Source organism: Haloglomus salinum (assembly GCF_024298825.1).
Classification (GTDB): Archaea; Halobacteriota; Halobacteria; order Halobacteriales; family Haloarculaceae; genus Haloglomus; species Haloglomus salinum.
This window is the reverse complement of sequence record NZ_CP101153.1, coordinates 752,187-764,579: the sequence shown is the minus strand read 5'-3', so window position 1 is coordinate 764,579 and position 12,393 is coordinate 752,187. Positions and strand designations below refer to the sequence as shown.

Below are 12,393 nucleotides of genomic sequence, written 5' to 3'. Positions count from 1 at the left end.
GACATCGGGGCGGATACGGTCGTCTTCGACGTCGACGGGGTCCTCATCGACGTGGCCGACTCCTACCGGCGTGCAGTCGTCGAGTCCGTCGAGCGCGTCCACGGCGAGACGGTCCACAGTGACGACGTGCAGCACTTCAAGAACGCCGGCGGCTTCAACAACGACTGGACGGTCACCTACGCGGTCGCGCTGTACGTTCTCGCGTACCGCGAGGGGCTGGGCCGCTCCGTGACGACGTTCACCGACACCGTCGCGGCCTCCGGTGGTGGGCTCGAAGCGGTGGAGGCGGTCGTCGCGGACCTGCTGGACCCGGACGCCCGCGAGCGGGTGTACGCCGAGTGGGACCGTGACCACCTCCGACGCGTCTTCCAGCAGCTCTACCTCGGGGACGAGCGGTTCCGCGAGCTGGAGGGCGGGGAGCCGCCGCTCGCGAGCGAGGAACGGGGCTTCATCGAGGACGAACCCGTGTTGCTCGACCCGTCGACGCTCGATGCGCTCGCGGACCGCGAACTCGGCGTCGTGACCGGGCGCCCCCGCGACGAGGCCACCATCGCGCTCGAACGCGTCGGCCTCGATGCGCTCCCCGACGAGCGGGTGTACGCGATGGAGGACGGGCCGGGGAAGCCCGCGCCCGACACGCTCGTCGCCGTCGCCGAGGACGCCGGCGCCGAGTCGGTCGTCTTCGTCGGTGACACGCTCGACGACATCGAGACGGCCCACAACGCCCGGGAGTCCGACCCCGACCGCGAGTACCACGGTGTCGGCGTCCTGACCGGCGGGCTCACGGGCCCCTCTGGCCGCCGGAAGTACGAGACGGCGGGGGCGAGCGCCGTCCTCGACAGCGTCAACGACCTGCCAGCGCTACTCGGCGGCGCCGAGTAGGCCGCCCGTCGCTCGCCGTGCCGTCTCCCGGGTGTCGCCCGGAGCCACGGTTGAACCCCCGTTCCATGCCGGCAGGAGCACTATCTGACTGCGGGAACCGTCCCCGATATGTCACGCCTGGCTCGTGCCCTGCTCGCCGCCGCGGTGCTTATGGCGCTGCTTGGCACGCCGGTGCTGTACCTGCTCCCGGCGGACCCGATGGTTCGTGCCCCGTTCGTGCCCATCGTGGTGGTCGTCGCCGGGGTCGCTTCCTACATCTACGTCTACCGTGACGGGCCGGACGAGCGCCGTTCCGTCACCGGGTCGGGGCCACCGCGGCAGGAGTGACGAACCGCCGAACCGTCCGGGGTGGCCGTCCCGTCCGGATGTCACGACCGCTCGTGAGGCAAGGGGTTCCGAGAGCACAATCCCTACCGTGCGGGCCCCCCTCGTCCCGGGTATGGACATCGCGCTGCTGGGCGGAACCGGCGACATCGGCGAGGGACTCGCCCTCCGACTGGCGTACGACACGAACCACGCGGTCCGCATCGGTTCGCGTGAGGCCTCGAAGGCCGAGGCGAAGGCCGAGGAGTACCTGAACGAACTGGACAGTCGTGGCACCGAGGCCGAGGTGACGGGCCACGCGAACCCCGAGGCCGCCGCGGGCGCGGACGTGGTGGTGCTGGCGGTGCCGGCCTACCACCTCACGGACACCATCGAGGCGGTCGCCGACGAGCTGACGGGCGTCCTCGTGACACCGGCGGTCGGGATGAAACGCGACGACGACGGTCTCCACTACAACCCGCCTGGGGTGGGCAGCGTGACGGCGCTCGCACGCGACGCCGCGCCCGACGATGTGCCCGTCGTCGGTGCCTTCCACAACCTTCCGGCCGGCCGCCTCGCGGACCTCGATGCCACGTTCGAGTGGGACACGGTCGTGGTCGGGGACGACGACGACGCGAAGCGGACCGTGATGGATATCGCCGAAGGTATCGCGGGCCTGCGCGCGCTCGACGGCGGCGGTATCGCCAACGCCGGCGAGGTGGAGGCGGTCACGCCGCTGCTGGTGAACCTCGCCAGCGAGAACGAGGGCCTCCACGCGCTGGGGGTCCGGTTCCAGTAACCGCGCCGGGAACCGGTCAGTCCTCCCCGCGGTCCCGTTCGGGCTCCTGTCCGGGCTCTTGCCGGATGTCGAACCCCTCCGGTGAGCGCCCCGCTCGGTCGAGCACGTCCTCGTCGACCAGGATGGGGCAGTCGACCCGGAGCGCGACGGCGATGGCGTCGGAGGGCCGGGCGTCGAAGGTGGCCGTCCGGCGCTCGCCGTTCGTGTACTGCTCGGCGTCGAGCTTCGCGAGGAAGGTTCCCTCGGCGAGCCCGTCGATGCGGACGCGGTCGATGGCGCCCCCGAACTCCGCGACCATCTCGACGAACAGGTCGTGCGTGAGCGGTCGTTTGAACGGCTCGCCCCGGAGCGCGTGGCCGATGGACTGTGCCTGGTCCGCGCTGATGAATATCGGAACGACTCGCCCGTCGGCGGCGAGCAACACCACCGGCGTCTCCGGGCCGTCCTCGCCGATGCCGACGCCGAGCCCCCTGACCGTGGCCTCGTGTGCCATCCCTACACACGCTTTCGGGAGGGTCGTGAAAGCTTTTGCCACACCCCGTGTAGCCACGAATGTGAGCTACGTCGTCGCGGTGAAGCGTTCGGCCCGGCAGGCCAGCGTCACGGCCGGCGAGTGGGTCCGTGACCGGGGGGCCCGCCGTGACTTCGACTCGAAGCAGGCCGCCCGGGAGTGGGCCAGCGACCTCGGCGAGGAGCGGACGGTGTGGGTGCAGGACGCCCACCCGGCGGACGATACGGTCGATGGCTACCTCGTCGCGCGCCGGGTCGCCTTCTGGGTCTCCCGGGATGAGGAGCCCCCCGGTGAACAGGTCACGCTCGCCGACGGGGGATGAGAGCGGTACGGCTTCCGGCCCACACGCATCACGGAATCGTGATGTCTCGCGGCGATTCTCGTTCGTTCCATCCATCTCGTGCGTGGTACCTGGTGCGAGATGCCGAATCCGGCCGAGAATACCGGGAGCGGTGACAGCACCGGCGCCTAACACCCCGGTGGCGCTTCGGTTCGCGGTCTAGGCTTCCTCAGTGGTTCCGTGTCCCTGTTCATCGGCGGTTCCGTCCCCCTCTCCCGGGTCGCTGTCACCGGGGTCCCCGACGTCTTCGCCGCTCGCGGTCCCGACGCCGTTCCGCGCGACGCCCGCGACACGACCGACGCGCCGGCCGAAGCCCAGCATCCGGTCCAGGCCGAGTGCCTCGCCGACCGCCTCGGCGGTCTGTTCGGGTGCGTCGACGAGGACGTGGCCGACGGGCTCGTAGCGGGGGTTGAACCGGTCGATGTGGAGCTCCCAGCGGTCGGGGTACTCGACGACGTGGACACTGTCGCGGCGGCGGCCGTCGCGGTAGCTCGCGACGGCGTCCTCGCGGACGGCGGCGAGACGAGTGCGTGTGAACTCGTCGGGCACCTCGTCGACGACGGACTTCGAGACCGTCAGGCGGCGGAGTCGCGACCCGCGGAGCCAGTCGGCGTACTCGTCGAGCGAGTCGTTGACCGGCACCGTCGGTGGGCCGCGCCGGCCGAGCCGCGGGAGGGGGAGCGGGAACGGTGGCCGCAACATGGTCGGGGCTACGTGCCGCCGACGTATGCCCGATGGGGTCGCGGCAGCACCTCGGCCCGGGTCGGGCGCACCGTCACCCCCGCCGGCCGCCCACGGTTTCAAGTCCACGCCGCAACAGCCCGGGGTATGGCTGTCACTGCCGACGACCTTGAACTGGTCCGCATCGAGACCGACGGACACCGCGCCGACGTGGTCATCGACCGGCCGGACAAGCGCAACGCGATGAACCCGCAGGTCATCGGGGAACTCACCGAGGCGTTCGAGCGCGTCTCCGGCGCCGACGGCGTCCGCGCCGTGACGCTGCTGGGCGAGGGGCCCGTCTTCTGTGCGGGCATGGACCTGCACATGATGCGGAACCGCGTCGAGGAAGGGAGTGACCTCGACCGGGGCGCCTTCCCGAGACTGCTCGAGGCCGTCGAGTCCTGCGAGCAGCCCGTCGTCGCGGGCATCAAGCGCGCCGGGCCCGCGGGTGCGTTCGAACTCACCCTCCCCTGTGACCTCCGGGTGCTGGGTGAGGAGGCAAGATACGGCGTCATCGAGGTGCAGCTGGGCACGTTCCCGCACGGCGGCGCGACCCAGCGCCTGCCCCGGCTCGTCGGCCTCTCGAAGGCGAAGGAGATCGTCCTCACGGGCGAGTTCATCGACCCCGAGGAGGCCCACGACATCGGGCTGGTCCACGAGGTCTGCCCGGACGACGAGGTCGACGCACAGGCCCGCGCGCTCGCGGACGACCTCTGCGAGAACGCGCCGCTCGGGCTGCGGAACGCCAAACAGGCGCTCGCGGCCGCGCTGGAGACACCGCTGGACGAGGGACTGGCGCTGGAGCGGGCGCTGGGCCGGGAACTGGACGACACGGCCGACTACCGGGAGGGGTTCGACGCGCGGCTGGAGGGCCGCGACCCCGAGTTCGAGGGGGAGTGACCACGGGCGAGAAGCGGCGGCCGGCCTCGCCGGGGGCACAGGACCCATGATGCCGGCGGTCCGACTACACGCCGGATGCCGACCGACGACGCGAGTGATGACCGCTCGTGGTACGAGGTGAGCCACCGCGAGGTGTTCGACGGGCGGACGCTGTCGGACCTGTTCGTGAACCTCGTTCCGGTGGCCATCATCGCGGCGTTCGTGGGGCTGTTCAGCCTGCTGCCGCTGTACGGCTCCGGGAGCGAGCCGTTGCTGGCATTCCACGCCGCCATCGTCCTCGGGGTCGCGCTGGTGAGCTACGTCGCCGCCCGCGCCATCGCCGGCGACGAGCGACGACTCGAACTCCAGGGCGGGGTTCCCGACCGCGGCGGCGTCGAGGGCGACGACGCGACGAGCGACGACGAGTGAGCCACCCCCCGACGACTGGAGACGGACGCTTTTTGCCGCTCCACCCCGCACGGACAGCTATGGACACCGGCAAGTTCGAGGTGGGCCGGAAGACCGCCGCGCTCTACATCCTTCCCTTCCTCGCGCTGGGAATCGCGGACGTGCTCTTGCTGCTGTTCTGGGGGCTGGACCCGCTCTGGGGGTTCATGATTCTCCCGCCCATCCTCGCCATCAGCATCCTCGGCTGGCTCGCCATCCGCGGTGGGTTCGCTCGCGACCGGGTCGAGGACGAACCTGCGTCCGGCACGCGACCGGCCGACGAGCGCGACCCCGGCTACTGACGCAGGAGGCGCAACCGCGGCGCCCGGCTCAGTTCGTCGCGCCGACGTCGCCGAAGCCCTCCAGCCGGTACGGCCGCGAGTCCGTGCAGTCCTCCAGCTCGCCACAGATGTCGCCGACGGCCCAGTTCCACTTGCGGTCGAACTCGTCGTAGGGGGCCTCGTGGATGCGGTCGATGAACGCCTGCACGTCGAGCCCGGCGTCATCGTGGTCGGTGACGAGGCTGTCGGCCTTCGCGGCGCTCTCGCCGGCCACCTCGTCCGGGCAGTCGAGTTCGGTTTCGAGGCGGTGTGCCAGCGTGTCGATGAGGTCGTCCGTCATGGGCGGTCGTTCCCGACGGGAACGCAATCAGATTGCGATACCGGCGGCGCTCGCCGTCGTCGGTGACGGTCGATACCTGGCGATATCGCCGAACAACCGGGTGGCATCTCCACTATGCTCGGTATCTCCGTGACAAGTGAGCGCCGAGGGGGAGATTTGAACTCCCGAGTCCGTGAGGACAGTTGCTCTCGAAGCAACCGCCTTGGCCAGGCTAGGCTACCTCGGCTCACTCTCCGGTCCGGCGGTTGCGATGTTAGGGGTTTCGATTCGCGGGGGCGGGCGGCCGGAGCCGCGTGCGGGATGGCGTCTGTGACCGGGACTGGCTCATCGTGACCGGGGCTACATCCATCATCCGGGGCTGGCTCCAACTGGTGTCGTGTTGCAAGCGGTTGCCGGATGGTGATTGACACAAGGACTAAACGAACCATGGCGGTAGTGGAACGTATGTCGGAGTCGGCGCGCGGCGGGGTGCTGGTGGTCGGCGGCTCGGAGAGCGAGCGGGAACGCTGGCAGATGGCTCTCGTCGACCTCGTCAGCACCGACGCTGTCGCCGACGGTACGGAGGCACTCGCGTGCATCGACGACGGGGTCGAGGTCCTCGTCGTTCACCGTGGCCTGGCCGACCAGGCGGCGTCGGAGCTGGTCGCGACGGTCCGCGACCGGGAGTTCACCGTCCGTGCCGCGCTGTTGTCTCCCGAGCGCCCCGAGGGGGACGTGGTCGCGCAGGGGTTCGACGCGTGGCTCCAGACGCCCGTCGAGGCGGACCTGCTGGTCCGGACGGTGGAGGGACTCCTCGCGTGTCGACGCTACGACCGCGCTGTCGGCGACCTCTACGAGCTCGCGAGCGAGCACGCCGGACCGGAGGCGGACACGCTGGCGGTGCGCGAGCGGATCCACGAGGCCCGGGCCGAGGCAGATGCCGCGCTCGCGGCGGTCGAGACCATCGACCGCGAGGCGCTGCTGGCAAACAGTCCTGCCGCGTTCTCCGAGGGGGGCCAGTAGGTTGCCCGGCCTCCCGACCGGTGGGGCGAACGCTTTTGTTCAACGTCAACGAAGGAGTGACAATAATGACGTCTGGGAGCCGAACGGAGCGAGCCGGGGCATTCGCCGATGCCCTCGGCCGACTACAGCGAGACGGTGGCGCCCTGCTGGTCGTCGGGGCGACACCCGGCGATACCCACGAGCGGGCGTGTGGCCGGATGCTGGGGAGCAGTGACCAGCCGCGGGTGGTCTGTCGGACCGACGGGAGCTGTTCGGCCGGCGTGACCGGCGCGCGGCCGAACGACCGACTCATCGACCTCGCCGTGGACGCGCGGAGCGCGACCGCCAGTGCCGGCACCGACCACGGCGGCGCGGTCGCCGGGCCCGCGGCGGGGGAGGGAGCCACGCGAATCGTGGCGGAGACACCCGCCGAGTTCGGCGCGCGGGCCGCCGAGGCGGTCGCGGAACTGACGAGCGAGGCCGACGACCCGCGGGTCTGCGTGGACTCGCTCCTCCCGCTCGTCGAGGAACTCGGCGAGGAACGCGCCTTCGAGTGGTACCATGCCATCACGGCCGACGTGCGCGCGGCCGGTGGCGTCTGCCACGCACACCTCCCGGTCGACCGCGACGACGACCTCGTCGACCGTTTCGAGGCACTGGTCGATGCGACCGTCGTACTCCGACTGGCCGACAACGAGCCACAGCAGCGCTGGTTCGTCCACGGGTCGGTCACCTCCGACTGGCTCTCGCTACAGGAGTAGTCGCCGCGCCCGCTTCTCGCTCGCCCCCTTCCTCGCCGTCATCCGTGGGTCGGATTCAAGTTCCACCGGGTCCCTCTCTCGCCGTGGCAGTTTCGTTCGACCTGTTCGGGACGCTCGTCCGCGTGGACCGCACCGGTGACTCCGGCCGAGCGATCGCCGACGAACTCGCGTCCCGGGGCGTGCAGGTCCCCGACGACTGGGACCGGGCCTTCCGCGAGCATCACATCGACGCCCCGGCCGGCGCGGAGGTGCCCCTCCCGGCGCACGTGGCCGCGGCTCTCCGGAGCCGCGGCGTCGAGGCGTCCGGGAACGCCCCCCGGCGGGCCGTCGTCGCCGCCTTCGACCCCGACGTGGAGCGCATGGATGGCGCCGAACGCGCCATCGCGGCCGCGCGGGAACGGGGCCCCATCGGCGTCATGTCCAACACGAGCGTCCCGGAACTCGCCCGGCGGGCGCTCATCCGCGCGGACCTCGCGGACGCCTTCGACGCCGTCGTGACCAGCGCCGGCTGTGGCTGGCGCAAGCCCGACGCCCGGGCGTTCGAGGCCATCGCCAACCGTCTCGGCGTCGAGACGGCCGCCCTCGTCCACGTCGGCGACGACCCGGAAGCCGACGGCGGTATCGAGGCCGCTGGCGGTCGGTTCGTCGACGTGGCGGAGACGCCGCTCCCCTCGTTCCCCGCGTGGCTCGAAGCGGACGAGGAGGGCCGGCGACCCTCCGGGGACGATGCCGACGGGGTGACCGGGTCGTGAGCCGGCGGGCGGCATGGGCGGTCCTGATTGCGGCGCTGCTGGACCGGCTCGTCGCGGAGCCGCCGGACCCCCACCCCGTGGCCCTGTTCGGCCGGCTGGTCGCACCGCTCGACCGCACGTGGCCGTACCCGCGAGCGGCCGGGGCAGCCATCGCCGGCCTGCTCCCCGCGCTGGCGGCCGCGATGGTCGGCGGACTGGTCGCGCTCGCCGAGCGCCGGGGTCGCGGGCTGGGTATCCTCGCGGCCGCAGTCGCGCTGTTCACCGCGACGAGCCACCGGTTGCTCGTCGCAACGGCCGGCGACGTGGTGGCGACGAGCGAGCGCGACCTCGATGCGGCCCGGGACGCGTTACTCGCGCTCGCCGGGCGCGACGCGAGCGACCTGTCGGCGGGTGCAGTCCGGAGTGCGGCGGTCGAGTCCGCCGCCGAGAACCTCGCGGACGGGCTGGTGGCGCCGCTCGCGGGCTTCTGTCTCGGGGCGCTCGTCTCGCTCCCTGCGGCCGCCGCGGGTGCCGCGTGGGTGAAGGCGGTCAACACGCTGGACTCGATGCTGGGCTACCCGGCGAAGGCCCACGGCACCGCGAGCGCCCGGCTGGACGACGCCGTCGCGTGGCTGCCCGCCCGCGCGAGCGCCGGCCTGCTGGCGCTCGCGGCCGGCGACCCGAGCGCCCCCGCCCGGGCCCGCGCGTGGCTCGACGACGTTCCGTCCCCCAACTCCGGCTGGCCGATGGGGGCACTCGCGGCCGCGCTCGGGACGCGCCTCGAGAAGCCCGGCGTCTACGCGTTGCCGGGCGGCGAGACGCTCCCCGACGGCGCGGTCGCCCGGCGTGGCGTCCGACTCGTCGCGCGGGCCGGGTGGCTGGCGTGGGCCGGGGCGGCGGGGCTGGCGTGGGCCGGGGCGGCGGGGCTGGCGTGGGCCGGGGCGGCGGGGCTGGCGTGGCTCGTCGGTCGGGACGACGGCGGACGGACCGACAGCGGGCGGACCGATGACGGTCGGTCGGTGGCCCGGGGTGACCCCTGATGCCCCCGACCCGCGTGCGGCTCCGGCAGGCGGTTCGTGGCGCACTGGGCTTCCTGACCCGGCTCCCGGTGTCCCACGAGGGCCGCGCGTGGGTCGCGTTCCAGGGGACCCCGCTGGCCTTCCCGGTCGCGGGCTACGTCGTCGGCCTCATCGCGGCTGTGCCGCTGGCCGCGTTCTCGGCCGTCGGTGCGCCGGCGCCGGTCGCTGCGGGGGCGACGCTGGCGACGCTGTATCTGGTCACGGGCATCAACCACCTCGACGGGCTGGCCGACTGCGGCGACGCGGCCGCCGTCCACACGGTCGCGCGCCGGCGCGAGGTGCTGAAGGACACGACCACCGGCGTCGGCGCGCTCGCGGCCGTCGGCATCGGACTGGTGGGGACGACGCTGGGCCTGCTGGCGGTCGCGCAGCTTGGTCGGGGGCCGCTGTTCGGGCCGCTGGTGCTGAACGGGAGTCCTGCGCCCCCGCTCCGCGCGGCGGGCCTCGTCGTCGCGGCCGAGGTGGGTGCGAAACTCGGCATGGCCGCCGTCGCGTGCTACGGCGAGGCCATCACCGACGGCTTCGGCGCCGCGTTCACCGGCCGCGCCACACCCGGGCTGCTCGTGGGTCCCGTGGCGGTGTCGGTTCCGGCCGCGTTCCTGACGGGCGTCTCGGCCGCCGCCCCCGTGGCGTTGCTCTCGGCGTTCGCGACGGCGCTCGTGGTGTTGCGCTGGGCCCGGTCGCGGCTCGGCGGTGTGAACGGCGACGTGTTCGGTGCGGCGAACGAACTGGCCCGACTGGTCGCGCTCAACGCCGGAGCCGTGGCGTGGGTGGTGGGGTGAACGATGCGAGTATCTATTCGAATCAGCGTTTCGGACGAAAGAGGGCGGAGTTCCACTCGTAATCCGATTTCCTGTCGAATATACCGAACACTGGTACGATGAACGCGCTTCTCATGTGTGGCGGTCGCGGGACGCGTCTCGACAGCGAGGCGGAGAAGCCCCTGTACGAGGTCGCCGGGCGGCCGATGCTCGACCGTGTCCGCGGTGCCCTCCGGCGCGCCGATTCGGTCGGGGCGGTCCACGTCGTCACCTCGCCGAACGCGCCCCGGACCGCGCGCCATGTCGCCGAGACCGCGGGCGCCCGCGAGACCGTCGTCCAGGCGCCGGGCAAGGGGTACGTCGCCGACCTCGGACGGGCGCTCCACGACGAGCGGGTCACGACGCCCGTCCTCACCGTCGTCGCCGATGTCCCGCTGCTCGCCGCCGCTGCCGTCGACGCGGTCTGTGCCCACTACGACGCGCTCGCCCCGGAGCCGACCGCCGCCCCGTCGCTGACCGTCTGTGTGCCGACCGCGCTGAAGGGGGTGCTCGGGGTCTCCGCGGACACCACCCGCGCCCACGGCGGCCGCGAGCTGGCGCCGACGGGGCTGAACGTGGTCGGCAGGGTCGCCGGCGACGGCGGGGATGCCCCGACCGACGGCGCCTCCGACGCGAACGGAACCGACACGTCCCCGGAGCACGACGAGCGGCTGTACGTGACATACGACGCCCGGCTGGCGGTGAACGTCAACCGACTGGCGGATGCGGCGGTCGCCGAGCGACTCGCGGAGGGCGAGCGATGAACCCCGACGGCGTCGACCGGACCGAGCGCGTCCCGCACGGCTCCAGTGACGACCCCGACGTGCTGGATTTCAGCGCCAACATCAACCCGCGGACCCCGCCCGGCACGCGTGCGGTGTACGAGGACGCCCTCGACGCGGCGCGGTCGTACCCGCCGCGCGGCTCCCCCGACTACCGCGCCGCGGCCGCCGACTACGCCGATTGCGACCCCGACCGCGTGGTCCCGACCGCTGGCGGCTTGCAGGCCATCCGACTCACAGTGGCCACGCACGTCACCCCCGGCGATAGCGTGCTCGTGCCGTTCCCGAGCTTCGACGAGTACGCCCGCGAGGTCCGGCTCCAGGGTGGCGAGCCCGAGTTCGTCGCGCACGACGAACTCGTCGATGCCGACCCCGCCCCGCACGCGATGGCTATCGTCTGCGTCCCGAACAACCCGACCGGCGACGGCCCCGCCCCTGACGCGCTCCGGGCGTTCGCCCGCCGCTGTCGCGACGCCGGGACGCTCCTCCTCGCCGACGAAGCGTTCCTCGGGTTCACCGGGCGCGACTCGCTCGCGGGGCACGAGGGTGTCGTCGTGGCGCGCTCGCTCACGAAGCTGTTCGGGCTGCCCGGGCTCCGCGCGGGCTTCGCGGTCGCGCACGGCCGGGCCCTGGAGCGCCTGCGGACGGCCGTGCCCGCGTGGGCGCTCGGGATGCCCGCGGCCGCGGTGGGCACGCACGCTATGCGCGCGGACGAGTTCGTCAGTGAGACCCGCGAGCGGGTCGCGAGCGAGCGCGCCCGGATGCGAGCGCGCCTCGGCCACCGGTTCGACGTCCACGACTCCGAGGCGCCGTTCCTCTGCTGTCGCCTGCGCGACGACGACCCCGACGGGAGCGTCGACGCGCTCGTCGCTCGCCTCGACCGCGAGGGCATCGCCGTCCGCGACGCGACCACCTTCCACGGGCTGGACCGTCACGTCCGCGTCGCCGTGCGCCTGCCCGACGAGAACGACCGGCTCCTGGAGGCGCTCGATGTCTGAGGACGGCGCCGATGCCGGCGCGGGCGTGACCGCGACGGTCCGCGAGGGTGTCTGCCGGGTCGCCGCACCGGCCGCGTGGCGCTGGCTCGTCACGGGTATCCGTGGCGGTATCCGGCGCGCGCCCGCGGCCTACAACGTCACCGTCCCGGAGGGGTTCGACCGGACCGACCTCGACGCCTACACCCGCGAGCGCCGCCGCGAGGCCGGCTTCGACACTGACGGCCCGGCGCTGCTGACCGGCGTCGCGATGCGCCACGCCCGCGTCGCCGTCCGGGGTCCGGTCACCGTCGTCGCGACGGGTGGCCTGTCGAACCCCGCGACGCTCCCGCTCGACGGTGACGGGGTGGCGACCGCGACCGACGACCGCCCGCCCGTCGGCACGGTCAACCTCCTCGTCGCGACCGACCGGGCGCTCGCGGCGGGGACGCGCGCCGAACTGCTGGCGACGGCGGTCGAGGCGAAGACGGCCACCCTCCTCGGCGCCACCGGGTTCACCGGCACCACGTCCGATGCCGTCGCCGTCGGCTGCGACCCGGACGGCGACCCGGCCGAGTTCGCAGGCAGCGCCACCCGCGTCGGGGCCGCCACCCGTGCCTGCGTTCGCGACGCGCTGGTCGCGAGCCTCGATGCGCGCTACGATGGGCGCGAGGGTGAACTCCCGGACTCGGTCGCGGCGGCCGAGCACGGGGTCGTCACGGACGGCGCGGCCCGGGTGTTCGCGCCCGCGGCGGACGAGTAGGCACGACGCGCGGGGGT

Annotated in this window: 18 protein-coding genes and 1 tRNA gene; 15 read left to right on the top strand and 4 right to left on the bottom strand. The window is 72.9% G+C overall.

The genetic code is table 11. The annotated features are described in order from the left end of the window. Positions 1-3 precede the first annotated feature (3 nt). From NL115_RS03810 to npdG, 3 genes are all read left to right on the top strand, one after another. Positions 4-882 (top strand): TIGR01548 family HAD-type hydrolase, encoded by an 879-nt coding sequence (locus NL115_RS03810; RefSeq protein ID WP_254833052.1) that lies wholly within the window; start codon positions 4-6, stop codon positions 880-882. Between the two features lie 108 nt (positions 883-990). Further along, positions 991-1,209, top strand: coding sequence for a hypothetical protein (locus NL115_RS03805; RefSeq protein WP_254831882.1), 219 nt, complete (start codon positions 991-993; stop codon positions 1,207-1,209). A 112-nt stretch (positions 1,210-1,321) separates the two neighbouring features. Then, entirely contained in the window at positions 1,322-1,984 is a 663-nt protein-coding gene (gene npdG / locus NL115_RS03800; RefSeq protein WP_254831880.1) for an NADPH-dependent F420 reductase, read from the top strand. A gap of 16 nt (positions 1,985-2,000) precedes the next feature. Here the strand turns inward: npdG and NL115_RS03795 are convergent, their stop codons facing one another. Further along, on the bottom strand, positions 2,001-2,477 hold the full coding sequence (locus tag NL115_RS03795; protein WP_254831878.1) for a bifunctional nuclease family protein: 477 nt from the start codon (positions 2,475-2,477) through the stop codon (positions 2,001-2,003). 61 nt (positions 2,478-2,538) lie between these two features. Between NL115_RS03795 and NL115_RS03790 the strand changes: the two genes are divergently transcribed. Continuing rightward, entirely contained in the window at positions 2,539-2,817 is a 279-nt protein-coding gene (locus NL115_RS03790; RefSeq protein ID WP_254831877.1) for a DUF8081 domain-containing protein, read from the top strand. Between the two features lie 177 nt (positions 2,818-2,994). Here NL115_RS03790 and NL115_RS03785 read toward each other — a convergent pair whose 3' ends face one another. Further along, positions 2,995-3,537 (bottom strand): hypothetical protein, encoded by a 543-nt coding sequence (locus NL115_RS03785; protein WP_254831876.1) that lies wholly within the window; start codon positions 3,535-3,537, stop codon positions 2,995-2,997. A 126-nt stretch (positions 3,538-3,663) separates the two neighbouring features. Between NL115_RS03785 and NL115_RS03780 the strand changes: the two genes are divergently transcribed. The 3 genes from NL115_RS03780 to NL115_RS03770 all read left to right on the top strand — a co-directional run bounded on the left by NL115_RS03780 (position 3,664) and on the right by NL115_RS03770 (position 5,186). Continuing rightward, positions 3,664-4,458 (top strand): enoyl-CoA hydratase/isomerase family protein, encoded by a 795-nt coding sequence (locus tag NL115_RS03780; protein WP_254831875.1) that lies wholly within the window; start codon positions 3,664-3,666, stop codon positions 4,456-4,458. Positions 4,459-4,533: 75 nt separating this feature from the next. Then, positions 4,534-4,866: a DUF6684 family protein gene (locus NL115_RS03775; RefSeq protein WP_254831874.1), complete on the top strand. Its 333-nt coding sequence runs from the start codon at positions 4,534-4,536 to the stop codon at positions 4,864-4,866. Positions 4,867-4,925: 59 nt separating this feature from the next. Beyond that, entirely contained in the window at positions 4,926-5,186 is a 261-nt protein-coding gene (locus tag NL115_RS03770) for a DUF8142 family protein (protein WP_254831873.1), read from the top strand. Between the two features lie 28 nt (positions 5,187-5,214). Here NL115_RS03770 and NL115_RS03765 read toward each other — a convergent pair whose 3' ends face one another. Both NL115_RS03765 and NL115_RS03760 read right to left on the bottom strand, forming a co-directional pair. Next, positions 5,215-5,505 carry a hypothetical protein gene (locus NL115_RS03765; protein ID WP_254831872.1) on the bottom strand — a complete coding sequence of 97 codons (291 nt, stop codon included), beginning with the start codon at positions 5,503-5,505 and terminating at the stop codon, positions 5,215-5,217. Positions 5,506-5,646: 141 nt separating this feature from the next. Then, positions 5,647-5,731, bottom strand: a tRNA-Ser gene (locus NL115_RS03760). A 218-nt stretch (positions 5,732-5,949) separates the two neighbouring features. Between NL115_RS03760 and NL115_RS03755 the strand changes: the two genes are divergently transcribed. The 8 genes from NL115_RS03755 to NL115_RS03720 all read left to right on the top strand — a co-directional run bounded on the left by NL115_RS03755 (position 5,950) and on the right by NL115_RS03720 (position 12,376). Beyond that, the gene (locus NL115_RS03755; RefSeq protein ID WP_254831871.1) at positions 5,950-6,507 is read left to right on the top strand and encodes a hypothetical protein; all 558 of its coding nucleotides are present in this window, start codon (positions 5,950-5,952) and stop codon (positions 6,505-6,507) included. A gap of 65 nt (positions 6,508-6,572) precedes the next feature. Next, positions 6,573-7,247: a DUF7504 family protein gene (locus NL115_RS03750; protein WP_254831870.1), complete on the top strand. Its 675-nt coding sequence runs from the start codon at positions 6,573-6,575 to the stop codon at positions 7,245-7,247. An 83-nt stretch (positions 7,248-7,330) separates the two neighbouring features. Further along, entirely contained in the window at positions 7,331-7,999 is a 669-nt protein-coding gene (locus tag NL115_RS03745; RefSeq protein ID WP_254831869.1) for an HAD family hydrolase, read from the top strand. After that, a complete protein-coding gene (locus NL115_RS03740; RefSeq protein ID WP_254831868.1) occupies positions 7,996-9,018 on the top strand; it encodes a CobD/CbiB family cobalamin biosynthesis protein in 1,023 nt (340 codons plus the stop codon). The genes NL115_RS03745 and NL115_RS03740 overlap by 4 nt, the downstream gene beginning before the upstream one ends. After that, the gene (locus NL115_RS03735) at positions 9,018-9,839 is read left to right on the top strand and encodes an adenosylcobinamide-GDP ribazoletransferase (protein ID WP_254831867.1); all 822 of its coding nucleotides are present in this window, start codon (positions 9,018-9,020) and stop codon (positions 9,837-9,839) included. Before NL115_RS03740 ends, NL115_RS03735 begins: the two co-directional genes overlap by 1 nt. Positions 9,840-9,952: 113 nt before the next feature. Next, the gene (locus NL115_RS03730; protein WP_254833051.1) at positions 9,953-10,621 is read left to right on the top strand and encodes an NTP transferase domain-containing protein; all 669 of its coding nucleotides are present in this window, start codon (positions 9,953-9,955) and stop codon (positions 10,619-10,621) included. Next, positions 10,618-11,637, top strand: a complete 1,020-nt coding sequence (gene cobD, locus NL115_RS03725; RefSeq protein WP_254831866.1) for a threonine-phosphate decarboxylase CobD — start codon at positions 10,618-10,620, stop codon at positions 11,635-11,637. The genes NL115_RS03730 and cobD overlap by 4 nt, the downstream gene beginning before the upstream one ends. Next, positions 11,630-12,376, top strand: coding sequence for an adenosylcobinamide amidohydrolase (locus NL115_RS03720; RefSeq protein WP_254831865.1), 747 nt, complete (start codon positions 11,630-11,632; stop codon positions 12,374-12,376). Before cobD ends, NL115_RS03720 begins: the two co-directional genes overlap by 8 nt. The last annotated feature ends 17 nt before the right edge of the window (positions 12,377-12,393 follow it).

Excerpts from the sequence above, each read along its gene's own strand:
- NL115_RS03805 (WP_254831882.1), top strand. The coding sequence starts at position 991 with ATGTCACGCCTGGCTCGTGCCCTGCTCGCCGCCGCGGTGCTTATGGCG.
- npdG (WP_254831880.1), top strand. The coding sequence starts at position 1,322 with ATGGACATCGCGCTGCTGGGCGGAACCGGCGACATCGGCGAGGGACTC.
- NL115_RS03795 (WP_254831878.1), bottom strand. The coding sequence starts at position 2,477 with ATGGCACACGAGGCCACGGTCAGGGGGCTCGGCGTCGGCATCGGCGAG.
- NL115_RS03785 (WP_254831876.1), bottom strand. The coding sequence starts at position 3,537 with ATGTTGCGGCCACCGTTCCCGCTCCCCCTCCCGCGGCTCGGCCGGCGC.
- NL115_RS03780 (WP_254831875.1), top strand. The coding sequence starts at position 3,664 with ATGGCTGTCACTGCCGACGACCTTGAACTGGTCCGCATCGAGACCGAC.
- NL115_RS03775 (WP_254831874.1), top strand. The coding sequence starts at position 4,534 with ATGCCGACCGACGACGCGAGTGATGACCGCTCGTGGTACGAGGTGAGC.
- NL115_RS03770 (WP_254831873.1), top strand. The coding sequence starts at position 4,926 with ATGGACACCGGCAAGTTCGAGGTGGGCCGGAAGACCGCCGCGCTCTAC.
- NL115_RS03765 (WP_254831872.1), bottom strand. The coding sequence starts at position 5,505 with ATGACGGACGACCTCATCGACACGCTGGCACACCGCCTCGAAACCGAA.
- NL115_RS03755 (WP_254831871.1), top strand. The coding sequence starts at position 5,950 with ATGTCGGAGTCGGCGCGCGGCGGGGTGCTGGTGGTCGGCGGCTCGGAG.
- NL115_RS03750 (WP_254831870.1), top strand. The coding sequence starts at position 6,573 with ATGACGTCTGGGAGCCGAACGGAGCGAGCCGGGGCATTCGCCGATGCC.
- NL115_RS03735 (WP_254831867.1), top strand. The coding sequence starts at position 9,018 with ATGCCCCCGACCCGCGTGCGGCTCCGGCAGGCGGTTCGTGGCGCACTG.
- NL115_RS03730 (WP_254833051.1), top strand. The coding sequence starts at position 9,953 with ATGTGTGGCGGTCGCGGGACGCGTCTCGACAGCGAGGCGGAGAAGCCC.
- cobD (WP_254831866.1), top strand. The coding sequence starts at position 10,618 with ATGAACCCCGACGGCGTCGACCGGACCGAGCGCGTCCCGCACGGCTCC.
- NL115_RS03720 (WP_254831865.1), top strand. The coding sequence starts at position 11,630 with ATGTCTGAGGACGGCGCCGATGCCGGCGCGGGCGTGACCGCGACGGTC.